Genomic DNA, 19,442 nt, shown 5'->3' on the forward strand with positions numbered 1-19,442 from the left:
GCTGCGTAAACCAGTCCGGAAATACGGCCGCCTGCCTGCATAGGCCGGGATGCGCATCCCGGCCTATGCATCAAGTAAACCACAATACGTCCACACAAGTCCGGGGTGACGGAGTGCGGACCATACCACTCGCCGCTTAAACGAGCCCGACAGGCAGCGGGCCACATCAAGAAACCCGAACGCGAATTAACCGCGCAGGATCGAACGGCCAGCGTAGGCAGCCTGCGGGCCCAGCATTTCCTCGATGCGGATCAGCTGGTTGTACTTTGCGAGCCGGTCGGAACGGGCGAGCGAGCCGGTCTTGATCTGACCGCAGTTCGTCGCAACAGCGAGATCGGCGATGGTGGAATCTTCCGTTTCGCCCGAACGGTGCGACATGACGGCGGTGTAACCGGCCTTGTGCGCCGTCTCGACCGCATCCAGCGTCTCGGAGAGCGAACCGATCTGGTTGACCTTGACGAGGATGGAGTTTGCGACACCCATCTTGATGCCGTCGCGCAGACGCGCGGAGTTGGTGACGAAGAGATCGTCGCCGACGAGCTGGCACTTGTTGCCGATGAGATCGGTCAGCGTCTTCCAGCCTTCCCAGTCGTCTTCGGCCATGCCGTCTTCGATGGAAATGATCGGGTACTTGGCAACGAGTTCCGCCAGATATTCCGCCATTGCGCCCGATTCCAGCGTGCGGCCTTCGCCTTCGAGAACGTATTTTCCGTCCTTGAAGAATTCGGTCGAGGCACAGTCGAGACCGACGAACATGTCGTCGCCCGGGCGGTAGCCGGCCTTTTCAATCGACTTCATGATGAAATCGAGCGCGGCCGGTGCGCTTTCGAGACCCGGTGCGAAACCGCCCTCGTCGCCGACATTGGTGTTGTGACCCTGTGCCGCCAGTTCTTTCTTCAGCGTATGGAACACTTCAGAACCCATGCGCACGGCTTCGCGGATGTTTTCCGCGCCGACCGGCAGGATCATGAATTCCTGGAAGTCGATGGGGTTATCGGCATGCGCGCCGCCATTGATGATGTTCATCATCGGAACCGGCAGCAGATGTGCGTTCGGGCCGCCGACATAACGGTAAAGCGGCAGGCCGGAGGCTTCGGCAGCAGCCTTGGCGACAGCGAGCGATACGCCGAGGATGGCGTTGGCGCCGATGCGCGACTTGTTCGGCGTGCCGTCGAGCGCGATCATCATCTGGTCGATCTGGATCTGGTTCTCGGCATCGAAACCGCCGATGGCGTCGAAGATTTCCGTATTGACGGCTTCGACCGCCTTTTCCACGCCCTTGCCGAGATAACGCTTGCCGCCATCGCGCAGCTCAACCGCCTCATGCGCGCCGGTGGAGGCGCCCGAAGGAACGGCGGCACGGCCCATGGAGCCGTCTTCGAGGTAAACATCGACTTCAACGGTCGGGTTGCCGCGGCTGTCGAGGATTTCGCGCGCGATGATATCGGTAATGGCAGTCATGGTCTCTCCCTTGGGAATGGAACAGATATTTTCCGTCGCCTGTCTTAGACGATGGTGAAGAAATTACAATGACGACGGGTGGCAGAAACGGCGCGCCCGCCATTAAAATCGATTGGCACAGACTGTGCTCGCCGTAACGCCTCCGCCCCTCAGGCTTTGGTGATGGCGTCGAAAGCAAGCAGCTTTTCGAGCAGTTTCGGCATGTCCTTCAGATGAACCATGTTGGGGCCGTCCGACGGTGCATTGTCCGGGTCCTCATGGGTTTCGATGAAGAGCCCGGCGACACCGACAGCAACCGCCGCCCGCGCGAGCGTCTCGACGAATTCGCGCTGGCCGCCCGTGGAACCGCCCTGCCCGCCCGGCTGCTGAACCGAATGCGTGGCGTCAAAGACAACAGGCGCGCCGAGCGAAGCCATGATCGGCAGCGAGCGCATGTCGGAAACAAGCGTGTTGTAACCGAAGGAGGCGCCGCGCTCGCACAGAAGCACATTCGGATTGCCGCTCTCATTCAGCTTGGCCAGCACGTTCTTCATGTCCCAGGGGGCGAGAAACTGGCCCTTCTTGACGTTGATAACGCGGCCGGTTTTCGCGGCGGCGACGAGAAGATCGGTCTGGCGGCTGAGAAAGGCCGGGATTTGCAGCACATCCACCACTTCGGACACGATGGCGCATTGTTCTTCGGTGTGAATGTCGGTCAGAACAGGAAAGCCGAATTCCTTCTTGAGATCGGCGAAAACCTGCATAGCGCTGTCAAGGCCGATGCCGCGTTTGCCGGAAAGCGACGTACGGTTCGCCTTGTCGAAGGACGACTTATAAACGAGCCCGATCCCCAGCTTGTCGCAAAGCTCCTTCAGGACACCGGCGATCATGAAAGCATGTTCCCGGCTTTCCATCTGGCAGGGGCCGGCAATCAGAGAAAATCGCTCGCTGTTGGAAAAGGAAACCGAATTGGCGCCGTCGCCGGCGGTGACTTTGAGATTGTTCGTAACGCTCATCATTTTTCCTCGAAGGCGAATGCAACGCCCTGACCGGGCGCGGCGGACACCACAAGACGGCCGTCCGCTTCTGCGCTGAAGACGCCATTAGCAGCAAGCACCGCTTCTGTCACGGCAAGATCGTCAACGGAAAAGACGATGCCTGCGCCGTGCAGGCCATTCGGAGAATTGGGCAGGCTTTCGCTGAAGGCCGGTTTTTGGTTCAGCCTGATGTGCGCGTTGCCGGTCGCAAAAATAATATCTCCATCTGGAGACATCTCCTCCTCACAGGCAAATACCGTTTCGATCAGACGGACTGCGTTCTGATCGCCACCGGAAAACAGAACGATCTCGCTGAGGCCGGAAGCACCATTGGCGTGGCGCTCCAGCGCCGCCCGGTCGTTCGGCAAAGCCAGCAATCGCTGGCAGCTGAACAGAAAGAAATCCGAAGCCGCGCCGCTCGCTGCGAATGCCAGCCGGAATGCCGCCTCACTCTCTGAACCATCCGGCATCCGCACGGGCCGTGAAAATTCAAAGATATCGCCTGCCGAGAAGCCGGATGCGGAAAACCTGTCATGATCGGCAATGGCGCTTTCGCTTCTTGCCACCAGGGCCGAAAAACCCTCCTCGCCATGACGCTGCCGAAAGGCCCGATCCCTACCGGTGAACACGTCGCCCCTGTTCACCGATTCATTATATTTAGCCGGGTCAGCAATCGCGAGCGGTTCCAGATAGGTGCCGTCCGTGAAGAAAACGCAGGCATTCTGCGTTCCGAAGGGATGGAGAGCCTCCGGCGCGACGGTGAAGCCGAGAAGCTCAAGGCGGTCTTTCGCCACGGCAAGAGACTGTACCGGCAAAACGAGATGATCGACACTATTTCGGTTCGCCATTTTCGAGCCCCTGTGCTGCGGGTTTGCGCGTGACAAAAGCACAGATGATGCCAGCAATGCAAACAGTCAGCTTCGCCGGGCCGGCCCGGTCAAGCACCTATGGCTTACCGGCATGCATCGAGACGGTTGATCGCCTCCACGTTTTTCGCCGACGATCCTTTCGGATCGAAATCCGATGCCAGCCAGATGTCGACGATGGCTTTCGCCAGTTCCGGTCCGATCACGCGGGCGCCCATGGTGATGATCTGGGCGTTGTTGGATTTCGCCGCGCGTTCGGCGGAATATGTGTCGTGGGTCAAGGCGGCTCGGATGCCGGGCACCTTGTTGGCGGAAATGCAGACGCCGATACCGGTTCCGCAAAACAAGAGGCCGCGATCGAATTCACCGGCGATGATGCTGCCGGCCACGGCTTCGGCCAGATCGGCATAAAATCCGTCCTGACTTCGATCCACGACGGTCAGCCCTTGCCTGCCGGAAAGATGGGCGAGCACCGCATCCAGCAGGGGTTTTCCGGCGCTGTCAGCGCCCGCGACAATTCTCATTTCGGTGTCTCCCGTTATTCGCGTGCGAGCCTCGTGGGCTTCAGCCGACATGTCCTGTTTTCAAGATTGCAATCTGGCCTGTGCGCCTTCGGCAAGGCTGCGCAGGATGAGCGCGCAGGAGGTGGCGCCGGCATCGAGAACACCGAGCGAGCGCTCGCCGAGACGGCTGGCGCGGCCGATCTTCGCAACGAGATTGATGGTCGAATCCCTGCCGGTTTCGGCGGCAGCGACAAGGGCTGCGGCAGCATCGTGGAATGACGCGCCCGAGGCGGTGGCGGTGTCGAATGCCGTCACCGCCGGCACCAGCGTATCCAGCAGCGTCTTGTCGCCCACCTTGGCCGAGCCGATGGAACTGACGCCTTCGAGGCCGGCATGCAGCATTCTGCTGAAGGACGGTGCATCGATAACCTCGGCATTTTCGATTTTCTCGGCGAATTGCGTAAACATCACCCCATAAAGAGGCCCCATGGAACCGCCGATTTCCGTCATCAGGATCGTGCCGAGCGTATCGAGCGCCTTGGCAAGCGAGGCGTCCTGCCCTCTAAGCCGGTCCGCCGCCAGGCCGAATCCCTTGGCCATGTTCACGCCATGGTCGCCATCGCCGATCTTGCCGTCGATCTCGCTGAGATAGGCGCGGTTTTCGATGATGCTTTCGGCCATGGAGAGAACGATGTCGCCGGCCCTGGCGTTCTGAAAAGACTGCATGAATTTTCTCCTCACAGCATAACGGTGCAAAGCGCTTCGGCATCGAGCAGCGGTTTCAGCTCGTCATCCAGCGCCATCACGGTCAAAGTCGCGCCCACCATCTCAAGCGACGTGAAATAGTTGCCGATATAGGTTTTGTGGATTTTCAGGCCACGCGCCGAAATCTCGGATTCTATCGTGTCGTTGAGGATGTAGAGTTCGTTGACGGGCGTCGCGCCAAGCCCGGAGACCAGCACCGCCACCTCGCTGCCGGCCGGCAGGTTGTGATCATCGAGCACGATCTTGCACATGTCCTTCGCCACATCAGCGGCGGATTTCAGCTTCTCGACGCGAACGCCGGGTTCGCCGTGGTGGCCTATGCCCACTTCCATCGTGCCCGGTTCGATCTGGAAGTTGGGATGGCCGACCGCCGGCAGGGTGCAGGGGCCGAGACCGACGCCGATGGAGCGGCAATTGTCGATGGCCTTCTGGGCGGTGGCGCGCACCTCCTCCAGCGAAGCGCCGCTTGCCGCCTTGGCGCCGCCGATCTTCCACATGAAGATTTCGCCAGCGACACCGCGGCGTTTCTCACGCTCCTCGGGGGCAGCGGAACACACATCGTCATTGGCGACGACGGTGGCGATCTCGATGCCGTCTTTGGCGGCGAGTTTTGTCGCCATCTTCACATTCATATTGTCCCCGGCATAATTGCCGTAGAGCACGATCACGCCCCTGCCGCCATTGGCTTCGCGGATCGCGTCGTGAAAGCTCTTGGCCGTGGGTGATGAAAACAATTCGCCAACGGCGACGGCATCCAGCATGTTGCGGCCGGTGTAGCCGATAAAGGCCGGCTCATGGCCGGAGCCGCCACCCGTGACAACACCGACCTTGCCGGCGACCGGCGCGCCCCTGGCAACGACGACACGCGGATTATCCGCGAGGCGCACGATGTCGCGATGGGCCTTGACGAAGCCTTTCACCGTATCCTCAACCACCTCGTCGGGGTTATTCACAAATCTCTGCATTACTCTCCTCCTTTATGCCGTCTACGCGCCAGCCCCTATCGCCTCTCAGGCGACAGCGGCTGAGCTTGCGGCTCCGCCCCCGGCCAATCCTCTTTTGACAGCGTCAAGCGAAACCGTCAGAGCCTGCTCTATTTCCCGAAGCGATGCGGGGCTGATACGCCTTACCGGCTGGGCATCCGCGCGACGGTGAAGGCGGGCTGGAAACTCGATGCTGATCGGCATCTCCGGCTTTTTGGCAATCTCACCGAGCAGCTTGTGGCAATCGATATCGCCTTCGCCCACCGGCACGAAAAACCAGCCCTCCGGCGTGCGTTTCACATCCTTGATATGCGCATGGACCGAGGCCGGCAGCGCCGCCACCGCGTCATCGGCAAAATTCTTGAGTTGCGGACGATGGGACGCGGTATTGGCCGCGTCATAATTCAGCCCCAGCCATGGGGAGCCGAAACGACGCGTGAGCGCGACGCCCTCCTGCGCGATGTTGAAAAGGTTGTCGCTGCCATCGCCGGGATTTTCCAGCCCGATCACGATGCCGAAGGCCTCAGCACGACGCAGAAGCACTTCGATATTGCGCAGGAACCGGTCTTCGCGTTGCCGGGCCGAGGCATTTGTGGCGATAACCCTCGCGCCGATTCCCGCTGCAAAAGCCATTCTGCCGGTGAAAATTTCTACGGAATCGTCCAGTCCAAGATCGATATGCGACGACATGGCATGGCAGCCCAGCCCGGCATCATCAAGCGACCGGCGCCATGACGCCATTTCAGCCGGCAGGAACGCGCTTTCATCAAATGGTTCGGTGTAACCGACGATAAAGGCAGGCTCCACATGGCGAAAACCGATCCTGGCGATGCTCTCCAGCATCTCCTCGCGCCCATAGCCGTCATATGGCGCGCCGGACGCCGATATGATGCGATCTTTCATGCAATCCTCCCCTTGAGCCGCAGCCGAAGGGACGATGCCGATCACGCTGCAACCTCATTATTCCGACCGGAAAATGACGGAGAGCTCCGCTCGTGAGCAAGCGGAAAAAATTAACGCGCCAGTGAATTCAATTCACGTAACAATCGCATTCCTATTCAAACGCAGGATCCTGAAGGTCTTCGATCAGCCAGTCGGCAAACCGTCTTGCCAGTCTGCGCTGGCTGCCGGATTTGGGATAGGCGAGATAATGGCCGACATAGTGGAGGTCCTGCGTCGCGCCGCTTAAGGGCGCGACCAGCCGCCCGGATTTTATCTCGCGATGGGCAAGCCGTGTCGATTCCAGCGCCACGCCGACGCCATTGGCGGCGGCATCGATCGCCAGGAAACTACGGTCGAAACTCATGGCCTGAATGGGCGGCTTGCCGAGCCCGTTGGCCTCGAACCAGTCCGGCCATTGCAGACGTTTGTTGTCGCTTCGAATAAGCAATTGCCGGTTCAAATCCCGGGGTGTCGTGATCTCGTCCGCGAGCGCCGGCGAGCACAGCGGCGTGACACGCTCGCTGCCCAGCGGAATGATGATGAGATCGTCTCCCTGCGGTTCGCCATAGATGATATCGGCATCGAATTCACCATCGACGAAACGCACATAGGCGGTGCTGGCCGCCAGCCGCACCTCAATGCCCGGATTGGCGTTTAAAAATTGCGGCAGGCGCGGCGACAATACCTGCGCCGCATAGCTCGGCGCGCAATGCAGGCGCAGAAGATGGGAGCGGTTGGAGGACACTACCTCAATGCCCTGCCGCAACTCCTCGAAGGCGTTCGATGCATGTGTCAGAAGCGTCTGCCCCGCCGCCGTCAGGCGCACCGTTCGTGTGGTGCGCTCGAAAAGCGGCGTACCGAGCACCCTTTCGAGCTTGACGATGGCATGGCTGACGGCGCTCGCCGACAGGTTGAGCTCATCGGCAGCGGCCCGGAATGAGCCAAGTCTGGCGGCGGATTCGAAGGCGCGGATGGAGGTGAGTGAAATGCCGTTCAACATTCGATTACTGAAGCAGATTCATGAGATGATGTAAACTTCGCGTTTGAAGCGCCCTCTGCCCATCTGCAATATCGAGGCTGCATTCGTCGCAGGACGGGATGCGGCGGCAGGTCGGGAGCACCGCCGTCAAGCGTATGAAGCCGGCCCGCCCGGCTTGGGAGGATTGCTTATGTTGTTGAATGGAAAGACCGCGGTTATTTCAGGCGCCGCCAGCAAACGCGGCATCGGCCGCGCCACGGCGGAACTTTTCGCCCGCCACGGCGCCCGCGTCGCCATCGTGGATCTGGATGAAACCGGCAGCATCGAAGCTGCGGCCTCGCTTGAAAAAGTGGATGGCGGCGAGCATCTCGGGGTCGGCGGCAATGTGGCGGATCGCGCCTCCTGCGAGGCGGCCGCGCAAAAAGTCATCGCCGCTTTCGGCAAGATCGATATCCTCATCAATAATGCCGGCATTACCCAGCCGGTGAAGACGCTCGACATTACCGGCGCAGACTGGCAGCGCATCGTCGATGTCAACATGACCGGTGTGCTGAATTTCAGCCAGGCCTTCATTCCCAATATGCGCGACAATGGCGGCGGCTCGATTGCCTGCATGTCGTCCGTCTCCGCGCAACGTGGCGGCGGCATTTTCGGCGGGCCGCATTATTCGGCGGCCAAGGCGGGCGTTCTCGGTCTCGCAAAGGCCATGGCGCGTGAATTCGGCCCTGACGGCATTCGCGTCAACTCCGTCACTCCCGGCCTGATCCAGACCGACATTACCGGCGGCAAGCTGACCGACGATATGCGCCGCGACATTCTCAAGGGCATTCCGCTAAACCGTCTCGGCGACGCTATCGATGTCGCCAATATCTATCTCTTCCTCGCCTCGGATCTCTCCTCCTATGTCACCGGCGCGGTTGTCGATGTGAATGGCGGAATGCTCATTCACTGAAAACCACCTTTCGAAGCCGGAAAATCGGCTTCGATTTTTCTGACCGGGAGGAGGAAACCATGGCTCAGGCGTATTCGGACACAGATGCAACGAAGGAAGCGGCGCTGGCGAATGTATCGCTGGCGGAACGCGCCTGGCGCATCCGGCGCAACGCCCTTTTGATGGGTGAGGTGCAGGGCCAGGGTTATGTAGGCCAGGCGCTCGGCATTGCCGATGTTCTGGCGGTGGCCTGGTTTCACACCATGCGTTACCGGGCGGACGATCCGCACTGGGAAGGCCGCGACCGGTTTCTGCTTTCCATCGGCCATTATGCGATTGCGCTTTACGCGGCGCTCATCGAGGCGGGCATCATCCCGGAAGACGAGCTGGAGACCTACGGCTGCGACGGATCGCGCCTGCCCATGTCCGGCATGGCCTCCTATACGCCGGGCATGGAAATCACCGGCGGATCGCTCGGCCATGGGCTTGGCATAGCGGTCGGAATGGCTCTTGGCCTCAAGCGCAAGAATTCCGACCGGTTCATCATCAACCTGATGTCGGATGGCGAGTTGGGCGAAGGTTCCACCTGGGAGGCCGCGATGGGCGCATCCCATCACAGGCTCGGCAATCTCATCAATCTTGTGGATTTCAACAATCAACAAGCGGACGGCCCTTCCCGCGAGATGCTGTCCTCCGAACCCGTGGACGCCAAATTCGCGGCCTTCGGCTGGCACGTGCAGCGCGTGGACGGCAACGATATCGACAAGGTTCGCGAGGCCTTCGATATCGCAATGTCACTTGCCGATGACAGGCCGCGCGCCATCATTTTCGATACCCGGATGGGCCGCGGTGTGCCCTTTCTCGAAAACCGCGAAATCACCCATTTCATTCGCGTGGAAGCGCATGAGTGGAAGCTGGCGCTTGACGCCCTTGAGGAAGGACGGCCGCAATGAGCGCAGCAGCCCCGCAGAAGCGCCTTACCACATCGGCGATGATCGCCTCCATCGCCGCCGAAGGCCAGCCGACACGGCCTGCCCCCTTCGGTCACGCCCTTGTTCAGCTGGCGAAGGAACGCGAGGATATTGTCGGCCTCACCGCCGATCTCGGCAAATATACCGACCTGCATATTTTCGCCAAAGCCTTTCCCGAGCGCTTTTATCAGATGGGCATGGCCGAGCAGCTTTTGATGAGCACTGCCGCCGGTCTGGCGCGCGAAGGTTTCGTGCCCTTTGCGACCACCTATGCGGTCTTCGCCGCCCGCCGCGCTTATGATTTCATCGCGATGGCGATTGCCGAGGAAAACCTGCCGGTGAAGATCGTCTGCGCCCTGCCCGGCCTGACGACGGGTTACGGCCCCAGCCATCAGGCAACCGACGATCTGGCGATCTTTCGCGCGCTGCCGAACATGACGATCATCGACCCGTGCGATGCGACCGACATAGAAGGCGCGGTGCCAGCCATCACGGATTTTAACGGCCCCGTTTATATGCGCCTGCTGCGCGGCCAGGTGCCGGTGGTGCTCGAAGAATATGGCTATCGGTTCGAACTCGGCAAGGCGAAGCTTATCCGCGATGGTGCGCAGGTTCTTTTCATATCGTCCGGCATATTGACGATGCGGGTTCTCGAAGCGGCTGCCCTGCTTGAGAAGGAGGGCGTCGGCTGCGCCGTGTTGCATTCCCCCACCATCAAGCCGCTCGATACCGCCTCGATCTTCGCGGAAGTGGACCGGGCGGATCGTCTGGTCATCGTGGCGGAAAACCACAGCGAAATCGGCGGGCTTGGAGAGGCCGTAGCGATGGCGCTGATGAAAAGCGGCCGGGTGCCGCGCCTGCGGCAGATCGCCCTGCCCGATGCTTTTCTGGATGCAGGCGCGCTGCCCACCCTGCATGACCGCTACGGCATCTCGACGGCGATGATCGTGGCGCGCGCAAGGGCGTGGCTGGAGAATGAAAATTTTGAAGTACCGCACGGTTCGGTCTAAAGGCTGAAGCTCAGACATGGTGCGGAATCAGCCCGGGGGGAGCCGGCGGTTTCAAGGGAGTGGAGCGCGTTATCCGCGTGGTCGGACAACGCCGAGAGTGTTTAAATCCAGGGAGGAGAAAAATGAGTATTTCCATCAACAGGCGTATGTTCCTGACCGGTACCGGACTGGCGCTGGCTGCGCCGGCCGTTCTGACGACGGCCCGCAACGCCCGGGCCGCCACGACGCTGACGCTCGGCCATGGGGCTGCGCCGGGCAATCCGCGCACGCTGGCGGCCGCGAAATTCGCGGAACTCGTTGCCCAGAAAACCGAAGGCCGCGTGGCGATCAATGTCGCCGGTTCGGAAACGCTTGGCAGCGACGCCGCCATGCTGACCAGCCTGCGCACCGGGGCGCTGGATTTCACCGCCAACAGCCAGGGTCCGGTTTCGAGCGTTGTTCCAGAACTTGCGGCGCTTGGCCTGCCCTTTCTGTTCAGCAATGCCGATCAGGCGATCAAGGTACTCGAGGGCGATGTCGGCGCATCGCTCGATGCGCGTTTCCAGAAGGTCGGCATCGTGCCGCTCGACTGGTGGGATAACGGCATCCGCCATGTCTCCAACTCCAAACACGCCATCACCAAGCCACAGGACGTCGCGGGCCTGAAAATCCGCACGCCGGCCGACCCGATGACCATGGATATCTTCAAGGCGCTGGATGCGGCGACGGTTCAGATCGCGTTTGGCGAACTCTACATCGCGCTTCAGCAGGGTGTCGTTGACGGGCAGGAAAATCCGCTCGTGAATATCGAAAGCTCCAAGCTTTACGAGGTCAACAAACATATCAGCCTCACCGCCCATAAATGGGAGTCCACCCCGTTCCTGATGTCCAAATTCGCCGAGGGGCGGCTGGGCAAGGATTTTGAGGCGGTCAAGGCGGCTGCGAAGGAGGCAGGCGCGCTTCAGCGCAAACTCTCGGCGGAAAAGGCAAGCGCGTCACTGGCCGCCTTCAGGGCCAATGCCGCCATCGAGGTGGTGGAAGACCTCGACCACGCGGCCTTCGCGAAAGCGACCGCGCAGGTGCTGGAGACATGGAAGCAGAAGCCCTTCGGCGATTTCGTCGCCGCGCTGGAAAAGGCTGCCAAGGGCTGACGAGCAGGATGCCGGGCCGGCGCATGCCGCCAGGCCTCGCCTTCATGTCCACCGACAGGATCGGCGGGAGCCTCGCTCACGCCGACATTCATACGGTTTCAGTTTTCAGGAGATGCGCCAATGCTCGAAGGAGCCTTGTCCGCCGCCAATCGCGTTGACAGTTTCATCGCCACCCTCTGCCGCATCATCATCGTGGCAACCGGCATTCTGCTCACGGTCATCATGACCGCAAACGTCATCGTCCGCTATCTATCGACATCCGGCGGGCTGGATTTTGCGGAAGAACTGCCAACCATGCTGTTTCCATGGTTCATCGTCGCTGGCATTACCCTTGCCGCGCAGAGCGGCGCGCATATGGCGGTTGAATGGATCTATGACAAGTTCGACGAACGCGGCAAGGTGGGCGTTCTGCTGTTCGCCAATCTCGTGACGGTCGCAAGTTTCGTCATTCTCGCGCAGCAGGCGCTTGTCGTCGCCGAGATCGCTGGCGCGGAAATCAGCCCTGTGCTGCAATTGCCCAATAGCATCGGATATTATTCCATCGCCTTCGGCGCGGCACTGGTCTCGGTCACGACCGCAACCGCGAGCCTGCGCATTCTCTCCAGCGGCTGGCATGCCCGCCCGCACGGTGCAACCGAGGAGATGCCGCTATGACCATCGTGATGATCATTGCATTTTGTATTCTAATGATGATTGCGGTTCCGGTCGGTTATGCGCTGATCATCTCTGCCGGCGTCGCCGTGCTGTGGAACGGTTATGTGCCGCTTTTGATCGTGGCGCAGCAGGTGTACGACCAGACGCAGTCTTTCCCGATGCTGGCGCTGCCGTTCTTCATGCTCGCGGGCACGCTGATGCTCGGCGGCAAACTCGGAACCCAGCTTCTGGAACTCGCCTCCAAGGCCATGCAGCGCTGGCGCGGCGGCCCGCTTTCCACCACCGTCATTTCGTCGGTCGTGTTCGGCGGCGTGTCCGGCTCCGCGGTCGCCAATGCGAGCGCACTCGGTTCGGTGCTCATTCCATGGCAAAAGCGCCAAGGCTACCCCGCTCCCCTCTGTGCGGCCAACAATGCCACCTCAGCGGTCATCGACGTGCTCATTCCGCCGTCGATCCCGATGATCCTCTATTCATTGGTCAGCGGCGTCAGCATCGCCAATCTGTTCATCGCCGGCATTCTGCCGGGCCTGCTCATGGCCGCCGGTTTCATCTTCGTCTGCTGGGCCATTGCCGTGCGGCGCGGTTATGCGGTGCGTGACGAAAGCATCCGCAAGCGCGATCTGGCGCTACTTGCATTCCGCAGCCTGCCGGCGATCCTCCTGCCGATCCTGATCATCCTCGGCCTCCGCTTCGGCTTTGCAACGCCAACCGAAGTGGCCGTTCTTTCCGTCGTCTATTCGCTCGTGCTCAGCATCTTCTTTTATCGCGATCTGACGTGGAAGCGTTTCTGCGACAATTTCGTCGAAGCTGGTTCCGCAACCGGCGTCGTCATGCTGGTCATCATGGGCAGTGCGGCGGTGGGCTGGGTGCTGACCTTCGATCAGGCGCCCCAGCATTTCGCCACCTGGGTGGCCGAGAATATCTCCAACCCGATCCTGATCATTCTCATGATGAACATCCTGATGCTGATCATCGGCATGCCGCTCGATCTGCCGCCGTCGATCCTGCTGCTCGGACCGATCTTCGTGCCGCTCGCCGATATGATCGGGCTCGACCGGGTGCAGCTCGGCATGATGATGGTCATCAATCTCGGTATCGGGCTCTATACGCCACCGATCGGCACCACACTCTTCATCTCGTCCTCCATAGCCAGAGCGCCGCTCGGCGCGACGACGAAGGAATTGTGGCCGTTCTTCACCATGGCGATGCTGCTCCTCATCGCGGTCAGCTTCATTCCTGCGCTCACGATCTACTGATATAAGAGCCGTAGCAAACGGCAGCCAGAAACCACCGGCCGGGTCTCTCCGATCGGTGGTTTCTGGTATTCAAGATGCGGCACACATCGTTAGATCTGCTTTGTTGATAGTTTCGACGATCAAATCACGATCTGCGATGCACCCTTCACGAAGTTTTAGGGGATTGCGGAACACATATGGAACATATAGTGTTCGTTCTGTATTTGTTTCGCGACTTCAACGACGATTCTCAAGGGTGTTTTCCTCATGCTCACGCGCAAACAGCAGGAATTGCTTCTCTTCATTCATGAAAGAATGAAAGAGTCCGGCGTGCCGCCCTCCTTCGATGAAATGAAGGACGCACTCGATCTTGCATCCAAATCCGGCATCCACCGGCTGATCACGGCACTCGAGGAGCGCGGCTTTATTCGCCGGCTACCTAACAGGGCGCGGGCGCTGGAAGTCATCAAGCTACCGGAGGCCTATGCGCCGGGTGCAAGGCCGCAGCGCGGCTTCTCGCCGAGCGTCATCGAAGGCAGCCTCGGCAAACCGAAGACGCCGGAGCCGGCCCCTGCCCCCAAGGCGCCCACTAATGATTTCGCCGGCGCCGCCACCGTGCCGGTCATGGGCCGCATCGCCGCCGGTGTGCCGATTTCCGCCATCCAGAACAACACCCATGATGTGGCCGTGCCGGTCGACATGCTCGGCTCGGGCGAACATTACGCTCTTGAGGTCAAGGGCGACTCGATGATCGAAGCCGGCATTTTTGATGGCGATACCGTCATCATCCGCAACGGCAACACGGCCAATCCGGGCGACATCGTCGTGGCACTGGTGGATGATGAAGAAGCGACCCTCAAGCGTTTCCGCCGCAAGGGAGCGTCCATCGCTCTGGAAGCCGCCAACCCCGCCTATGAGACCCGCATCTTCGGACCGGACCGGGTGAAAATCCAGGGCAAGCTCGTGGGGCTGATCCGCCGTTATCATTAATTGGCAGCCCGCCTTTTTTCGCCAGGGGCGTCATCGAGAAGAGGACGCTCCCTTTGAGGCATCTTGGCTTGTTCCCTGGAACAATTCGGCCCTGCGCAAGTAAAGAGAGGGTGTGTTTCGCCCTCATCTCCGGGCGGTGACGTGGATATGCCTCCTTCTCCCTTCCCTCACCTTCCCATTCATCAACGCGGCTTATGGGAGCCATGGATTATTTGCAATATTCCAAAGGCCATCCGCCGGTATAGAAATGCGCGTCATATCGGGGAAACATGTCATGTACGATCTTTATATCGCCAACAAGAATTACTCCTCATGGTCGCTACGGCCCTGGGTGTTGATGCGCACGCTCGGCATCGCCTTCGATGAAAAACTCGTTCCGTTCGGAGAAGGCGTTTCCTTCTCCACCTTCTCGCCGACCGGCAAGGTGCCCTGCCTTGTCGATGAGGGCGTGACGGTTTGGGAATCGCTGTCGATCGCCGAATATCTGGCGGAAAGACACCAGGGCGTCTGGGCGACCGACAAGCAGGCACGGGCCTGGTCACGTTCGGCGGCGAGCGAAATGCATGCGGGCTTTTCCTCGCTGCGCAATCTCTACCCGATGTCGGTCGGCATTCGGGTAAAGCCGAAGGGTGGCGATACCGGGCTTGCGGCCGATATAAAGCGCATCGATACGCTGTGGAGCGAAGGCCTCGCGAAATTCGGCGGGCCTTTTCTTGCCGGCCAGAAATTCACGGCGGTCGATGCCTTCTTCTGCCCGGTGGCATTTCGTTTCCAGACTTATGGCGCGGAACTTTCGCCCGCGGCGAAAGCCTATTGCGACCGGCTGCTCGCCCTTCCCGCGATGCGCGAATGGTACGAGGCCGGACTGAAGGAAGTCTGGCGCGATGCGGCGCATGAAGAGGAAATTAGCGGGATCGGCGAATTGACCGCGGATCTGCGCATCAAGCCCTGACGGTCCATGCTGGCGGCACTTTATTGCGATGCCGCCAGCAACCGCATGATGGCATCAGGCACGTCGTGATCGAAACGGCCGCTTTTCCAGTCGTAATAGCGATGTTCGCTCCAGGGCCTGTCCATGCCGGCGATTGCGGCGCGCAGCCTGCCGACGACCGCTGCCTGCTCGTTGCCGGCGAAGTCCATTTCCAGCGAACCGATCCGTCGCAGGATATCCCGGTTCAGCAGAAGTGCACCCGAGCGGCATTGGGAGAAGGACGTTCTGCGGGAGACGATAATGATATCGGCGATATCGCAAGCCTTTCCGGCAAAGCGGCCATCTTCCAGAACGATGATCCATTCGCCGCTTCCCGCGCGCGCAACACACCATGTGCCTTTGCTGCAGGTGAAAACACCGGGCTCGGCGTCTCTCAAGGCCGCTGTCATCTGCCGTGCAACTGCACTCATCTCTTGCGGATCAAGCTTCGCCCTCGGGGCCAAAGCCACGGTTTTTGCCGTAGCCTCGCTCTTTAGAAAGACCGGCGGCACAGGCTGTTCCGGCAAAAGCAGCGCCCTTTGCCACTGGCCATAAACGAAACCCTGCGGCTGAGCCTTCGTCGTGTAGGCTTTGCCGTCTTCCAGCAATGCCACCAGCTCGCCATCCTCGTGAACAAGCAAATCGGGCGGATCGCGATAGGCCGTGGCGGATGACAGGCCGAAGGCGAGGAATAGAAGCGGCATGCCCAGAAGCGCAAGCCGGCTGCGCAGCAAAGTCAGCAGCAGAAAACCAGCCGAGGCGAGCCCCAGAAACCACCCGTGCGGCCGGCCCGTCGCAGCGCTTCCGCCCCAGGACGCCACCTCCTGCGCAACCTCGATGACGAGGGCCATGCCGTATCCCATGACCTTCAGAAATGGTGCGTCCAGCCCGAAAGGCATCAGCAGCATGGCGACAAGGCCGAAAGGCATGACGATCAGCGACATGGCGGCCAGATTGGCGAAAAGTCCATAGGTGGTGACACGCTGAAAATGCTCGACCGAATAGATCGCCGTCGAAAGACCACCGATCAGCGACGTCGTGATGACACCGCCGATAATGGCGCCCGCCGTTTGCGCCACCGTCATCCATGCCGGTTTGCGTCCGATGAACAGACGCTCGCGATCGATACGCCAGCGGCTCCAGGCGGCATAGGAGGCGACGAGCGCGATGGTCGCGGCAAAAGACATCTGAAAGCTCGGACCCATGATTTCCGAGGGCGAAAAAGCGAGAATGACCAAAGCGGAAAGCGCGACATTCCTGAGGCTGAGCGAGGGTTGATCGAACAGCACAGCGATCAGCATCACCGACATCATCAGCCAGGCGCGTTCGGCGGAGACGGCGAAACCTGAAATCAGGTAATAGGCGAGCGTCATCAAGAGCGCGGCGAAAGCCGAAATCTTCTTCACGGGCCAGCGCTGCGCAAATGCCGGAAAAAGGCTGAAGGCAAGCCTCAGTCCTACGAAGAATATGCCCGACGCCAGCGCCATGTTGAGCCCGGATATGGCGACGATATGGGCAAGGCCTGAGAGCCGCAACGCTTCCATTGTTTCGGCGGATATGGCCTGTCTCTCATCGGTGACGATGGAGGCGGCAAAGGCGCCGGCATCGCCGCCGATGGTGTTGCGGATGCGCTCGGCAATGGCGGTGCGAAGGCCATAGAGCCGCATGTCGGCCCATTCCAGCCAGCCCGTCTTCGCGTCGATGCCGGGTGGAGTTACCGTCTGTGGCGGCTTATAGAAGAATCCGGTCGCGCCTATGCCCCTGAAATAGGAGGCGAAGGCGAAATCGTTGAGCCCAGGCAGGGCCGGGCCGGATGGCGGCGAAAGCCGCGCCTTGCCACGAATGGTCGCGCCGAGCGCGGCGGGCTCGCCTCCCCCACGTGACAGGAGCGAGACCTTCCCCGGCGGGCGTGACAATCCCGGCGCTTCCGTTGCGGTGAGTTGCACCACATATCGCCAGTCCCCGCGCGCATCCACCTCCCTTCGGGTCACCGTGCCGGTGATGGTGGTGGTGACGGGCGTATCCAGCACCACTGTTCCGGCACGCCACGCTTCGACCCCGGCGAAAAGCATGCCCAGCAAAAGCAGCGCGAAAAGGCCGCAGGCCGTGGCTGCAAAGCCCGAGCGATATTTCGCGAAGAACGCCAGACCGGCGGCGATGAGACATGTGATCGCCAGAACGGAGAATGAAGGCGAGGTGTTGAGGGAAAACCAGAGGATCGCACCGCAGCCGATGAAAACCGGAACGAAAAGAAAATCGTGGCCGAATGCGCGCTCCTCGGCGACGCATGCGGCGATTTTTTGGGAGGCGATGGTTCGCAGGTTCGGCTTGCCGACAAGAGCGGGCATGTCATATGTCGCGACATCGCCGGTTCTGCGAAGCGGATAAAGGATTTCCGCCGTGCCGGGCAAATCGCCCTGCATCGTTTCGGCATATCTGAAATGCTGTTTTTCCCCTTGACCGAGCAATCCGCGCCGCGCCCCTGCCGCACCGGGAACAGGTTTGCAGGGGGATGCGAGGGATTGCAATCCTTTCCTTTAACCCTGCGTTGACTGAGATTGAATTGCCATCGCCGGGAAAGACGGAAGCAAGGCAATTGCGTTTGCCGCAATGCACAATTTGACCTTTGGATAGCTTGGCATCTGCGCAAGGATCATATAGCTAATCGGTAGACGCTTAACCGCGGGGCGTGTCTCAACGCCCCCACCCGCATGTTTTCGGAGGATCAGTATGACGGAAAAAAGCGCTACAGTGACACTTGGCGAAAAGCAGGTCGAACTCCCGGTCAGGGAAGGCACGATCGGACCAAGCGTCGTCGATATCGCCACGCTGTACAAGCACACGGGCTCTTTCACTTACGACCCGGGTTTCACGTCGACGGCCTCCTGCGAATCCAAGATCACCTATATTGACGGTGACGAGGGCGTTCTCCTGCATCGTGGTTTCCCCATCGAGCAGCTTGCCGAACAGGGCGACTTCCTGGAAACCTGCTATCTGCTGCTTTACGGCGAACTGCCGACCGCGGCTCAGAAGAAGGACTTCGACACCCGCGTGACGCGCCACACCATGGTGCATGAGCAGATGAGCCGCTTCTTCACCGGCTACCGTCGCGATGCGCATCCGATGGCCGTCATGTGCGGCACGGTCGGCGCTCTCTCGGCCTTCTACCATGACTCGACCGACATCACCGATCCGCACCAGCGCATGGTCGCTTCGCTGCGCATGATCGCCAAGATGCCGACAATCGCCGCCATGGCCTACAAGTACCATATCGGCCAGCCCTTCGTTTACCCGAAGAACGACCTCGATTACGCCTCCAACTTCCTGCACATGTGCTTTGCCGTGCCCTGCGAGGATTACAAGGTCGATCCGGTTCTGGCCCGCGCCATGGACCGCATCTTCATCCTGCATGCCGATCACGAGCAGAACGCCTCCACCTCCACGGTGCGTCTTGCCGGTTCTTCGGGTGCGAACCCGTTCGCCTGTATCGCGGCCGGCATCGCCTGCCTCTGGGGCCCGGCTCACGGCGGCGCCAACGAAGCGGCGCTCAACATGCTCAACGAAATCGGCACGGTTGACCGAATTCCGGAATATATCGCCCGCGCCAAGGACAAGAACGACCCGTTCCGCCTGATGGGCTTTGGCCACCGCGTCTACAAGAACTACGACCCGCGCGCCAAGATCATGCAGAAGACGATGTACGAAGTGCTGGAAGCCACCGGCAACTCCGACGATCCGATCATGCAGGTCGCGCTGGAGCTGGAAAAGATCGCCCTTTCCGACCCCTACTTCGTCGAAAAGAAGCTCTACCCGAATGTCGACTTCTATTCGGGCATCACGCTGAAGGCGCTCGGCTTCCCCACGACCATGTTCACCGTTCTCTTCGCTCTTGCCCGCACCGTCGGCTGGATCGCACAGTGGAACGAAATGATCGAAGATCCGCAGCAGCGCATCGGCCGTCCGCGCCAGCTCTATACGGGCGCCGGCAAGCGCGACTACGTTCCGGTTTCCAAGCGCTAAGCCGCGAAACCCTATA

Annotated in this window: 18 protein-coding genes; 9 read left to right on the forward strand and 9 right to left on the reverse strand. The window is 60.5% G+C overall.

The window, feature by feature from the left end:
• Positions 1-186 precede the first annotated feature (186 nt).
• The 8 genes from eno to ACQZ40_RS04760 all read right to left on the reverse strand — a co-directional run bounded on the left by eno (position 187) and on the right by ACQZ40_RS04760 (position 7,536).
• Entirely contained in the window at positions 187-1,461 is a 1,275-nt protein-coding gene (gene eno, locus ACQZ40_RS04725) for a phosphopyruvate hydratase (protein WP_065653903.1), read from the reverse strand.
• A gap of 149 nt (positions 1,462-1,610) precedes the next feature.
• Positions 1,611-2,456 carry a 3-deoxy-8-phosphooctulonate synthase gene (gene kdsA, locus ACQZ40_RS04730; protein WP_080856313.1) on the reverse strand — a complete coding sequence of 282 codons (846 nt, stop codon included), beginning with the start codon at positions 2,454-2,456 and terminating at the stop codon, positions 1,611-1,613.
• Entirely contained in the window at positions 2,456-3,325 is an 870-nt protein-coding gene (locus tag ACQZ40_RS04735) for a VOC family protein (RefSeq protein WP_448747501.1), read from the reverse strand. Before ACQZ40_RS04735 ends, kdsA begins: the two co-directional genes overlap by 1 nt.
• 104 nt (positions 3,326-3,429) lie before the next feature.
• A complete protein-coding gene (gene derI / locus ACQZ40_RS04740) occupies positions 3,430-3,867 on the reverse strand; it encodes a D-erythrulose-4-phosphate isomerase (RefSeq protein ID WP_065653906.1) in 438 nt (145 codons plus the stop codon).
• Between the two features lie 60 nt (positions 3,868-3,927).
• Positions 3,928-4,572, reverse strand: coding sequence for a dihydroxyacetone kinase subunit DhaL (gene dhaL / locus ACQZ40_RS04745; protein ID WP_065653907.1), 645 nt, complete (start codon positions 4,570-4,572; stop codon positions 3,928-3,930).
• 11 nt (positions 4,573-4,583) lie between these two features.
• Positions 4,584-5,576 carry a dihydroxyacetone kinase subunit DhaK gene (locus ACQZ40_RS04750; RefSeq protein ID WP_065653908.1) on the reverse strand — a complete coding sequence of 331 codons (993 nt, stop codon included), beginning with the start codon at positions 5,574-5,576 and terminating at the stop codon, positions 4,584-4,586.
• Positions 5,577-5,621: 45 nt separating this feature from the next.
• A complete protein-coding gene (locus tag ACQZ40_RS04755) occupies positions 5,622-6,497 on the reverse strand; it encodes a sugar phosphate isomerase/epimerase family protein (RefSeq protein ID WP_448747502.1) in 876 nt (291 codons plus the stop codon).
• Positions 6,498-6,648: 151 nt separating this feature from the next.
• Positions 6,649-7,536, reverse strand: a complete 888-nt coding sequence (locus ACQZ40_RS04760) for a LysR substrate-binding domain-containing protein (protein ID WP_125147000.1) — start codon at positions 7,534-7,536, stop codon at positions 6,649-6,651.
• Between the two features lie 169 nt (positions 7,537-7,705).
• On the opposite strand from ACQZ40_RS04760, the gene ACQZ40_RS04765 reads away from it, so the two are divergent.
• The 8 genes from ACQZ40_RS04765 (at position 7,706) to ACQZ40_RS04800 (ending at position 15,388) form a co-directional block, all read left to right on the forward strand.
• Positions 7,706-8,467, forward strand: a complete 762-nt coding sequence (locus tag ACQZ40_RS04765; RefSeq protein ID WP_448747503.1) for an SDR family NAD(P)-dependent oxidoreductase — start codon at positions 7,706-7,708, stop codon at positions 8,465-8,467.
• 59 nt (positions 8,468-8,526) lie between these two features.
• A complete protein-coding gene (locus tag ACQZ40_RS04770; protein ID WP_448747504.1) occupies positions 8,527-9,399 on the forward strand; it encodes a transketolase in 873 nt (290 codons plus the stop codon).
• Positions 9,396-10,427: a transketolase family protein gene (locus ACQZ40_RS04775; RefSeq protein ID WP_448747505.1), complete on the forward strand. Its 1,032-nt coding sequence runs from the start codon at positions 9,396-9,398 to the stop codon at positions 10,425-10,427. Before ACQZ40_RS04770 ends, ACQZ40_RS04775 begins: the two co-directional genes overlap by 4 nt.
• Positions 10,428-10,549: 122 nt before the next feature.
• On the forward strand, positions 10,550-11,557 hold the full coding sequence (locus ACQZ40_RS04780) for a TRAP transporter substrate-binding protein (RefSeq protein WP_448747506.1): 1,008 nt from the start codon (positions 10,550-10,552) through the stop codon (positions 11,555-11,557).
• Positions 11,558-11,677: 120 nt separating this feature from the next.
• The gene (locus tag ACQZ40_RS04785; protein ID WP_078053968.1) at positions 11,678-12,211 is read left to right on the forward strand and encodes a TRAP transporter small permease; all 534 of its coding nucleotides are present in this window, start codon (positions 11,678-11,680) and stop codon (positions 12,209-12,211) included.
• Complete coding sequence (locus ACQZ40_RS04790) at positions 12,208-13,467, forward strand: TRAP transporter large permease subunit (protein ID WP_448747507.1); 1,260 nt, start codon at positions 12,208-12,210, stop codon at positions 13,465-13,467. Before ACQZ40_RS04785 ends, ACQZ40_RS04790 begins: the two co-directional genes overlap by 4 nt.
• 246 nt (positions 13,468-13,713) lie before the next feature.
• On the forward strand, positions 13,714-14,436 hold the full coding sequence (lexA, locus tag ACQZ40_RS04795; RefSeq protein WP_080856301.1) for a transcriptional repressor LexA: 723 nt from the start codon (positions 13,714-13,716) through the stop codon (positions 14,434-14,436).
• Positions 14,437-14,710: 274 nt separating this feature from the next.
• On the forward strand, positions 14,711-15,388 hold the full coding sequence (locus ACQZ40_RS04800) for a glutathione S-transferase family protein (RefSeq protein ID WP_448747508.1): 678 nt from the start codon (positions 14,711-14,713) through the stop codon (positions 15,386-15,388).
• 20 nt (positions 15,389-15,408) lie between these two features.
• On the opposite strand, the gene ACQZ40_RS04805 is transcribed toward ACQZ40_RS04800, so the two are convergent.
• Positions 15,409-17,829: a ComEC/Rec2 family competence protein gene (locus ACQZ40_RS04805; RefSeq protein WP_448747599.1), complete on the reverse strand. Its 2,421-nt coding sequence runs from the start codon at positions 17,827-17,829 to the stop codon at positions 15,409-15,411.
• A 307-nt stretch (positions 17,830-18,136) separates the two neighbouring features.
• Between ACQZ40_RS04805 and gltA the strand changes: the two genes are divergently transcribed.
• Entirely contained in the window at positions 18,137-19,426 is a 1,290-nt protein-coding gene (gltA, locus tag ACQZ40_RS04810) for a citrate synthase (protein WP_003502585.1), read from the forward strand.
• Positions 19,427-19,442: the final 16 nt, after the last annotated feature.

This window comes from Agrobacterium sp. 16-172Ci (assembly GCF_053522725.1).

Coding starts and splice junctions, on each gene's coding strand:
- ACQZ40_RS04785 (WP_078053968.1), top strand. CDS start 11,678: ATGCTCGAAGGAGCCTTGTCCGCCGCCAATCGCGTTGACAGTTTCATC.
- ACQZ40_RS04750 (WP_065653908.1), bottom strand. CDS start 5,576: ATGCAGAGATTTGTGAATAACCCCGACGAGGTGGTTGAGGATACGGTG.
- ACQZ40_RS04765 (WP_448747503.1), top strand. CDS start 7,706: ATGTTGTTGAATGGAAAGACCGCGGTTATTTCAGGCGCCGCCAGCAAA.
- ACQZ40_RS04780 (WP_448747506.1), top strand. CDS start 10,550: ATGAGTATTTCCATCAACAGGCGTATGTTCCTGACCGGTACCGGACTG.
- ACQZ40_RS04800 (WP_448747508.1), top strand. CDS start 14,711: ATGTACGATCTTTATATCGCCAACAAGAATTACTCCTCATGGTCGCTA.
- lexA (WP_080856301.1), top strand. CDS start 13,714: ATGCTCACGCGCAAACAGCAGGAATTGCTTCTCTTCATTCATGAAAGA.
- dhaL (WP_065653907.1), bottom strand. CDS start 4,572: ATGCAGTCTTTTCAGAACGCCAGGGCCGGCGACATCGTTCTCTCCATG.
- ACQZ40_RS04790 (WP_448747507.1), top strand. CDS start 12,208: ATGACCATCGTGATGATCATTGCATTTTGTATTCTAATGATGATTGCG.
- kdsA (WP_080856313.1), bottom strand. CDS start 2,456: ATGAGCGTTACGAACAATCTCAAAGTCACCGCCGGCGACGGCGCCAAT.
- derI (WP_065653906.1), bottom strand. CDS start 3,867: ATGAGAATTGTCGCGGGCGCTGACAGCGCCGGAAAACCCCTGCTGGAT.
- gltA (WP_003502585.1), top strand. CDS start 18,137: ATGACGGAAAAAAGCGCTACAGTGACACTTGGCGAAAAGCAGGTCGAA.
- ACQZ40_RS04755 (WP_448747502.1), bottom strand. CDS start 6,497: ATGAAAGATCGCATCATATCGGCGTCCGGCGCGCCATATGACGGCTAT.
- ACQZ40_RS04775 (WP_448747505.1), top strand. CDS start 9,396: ATGAGCGCAGCAGCCCCGCAGAAGCGCCTTACCACATCGGCGATGATC.
- eno (WP_065653903.1), bottom strand. CDS start 1,461: ATGACTGCCATTACCGATATCATCGCGCGCGAAATCCTCGACAGCCGC.
- ACQZ40_RS04735 (WP_448747501.1), bottom strand. CDS start 3,325: ATGGCGAACCGAAATAGTGTCGATCATCTCGTTTTGCCGGTACAGTCT.
- ACQZ40_RS04805 (WP_448747599.1), bottom strand. CDS start 17,829: ATGCAGGGCGATTTGCCCGGCACGGCGGAAATCCTTTATCCGCTTCGC.
- ACQZ40_RS04770 (WP_448747504.1), top strand. CDS start 8,527: ATGGCTCAGGCGTATTCGGACACAGATGCAACGAAGGAAGCGGCGCTG.
- ACQZ40_RS04760 (WP_125147000.1), bottom strand. CDS start 7,536: ATGTTGAACGGCATTTCACTCACCTCCATCCGCGCCTTCGAATCCGCC.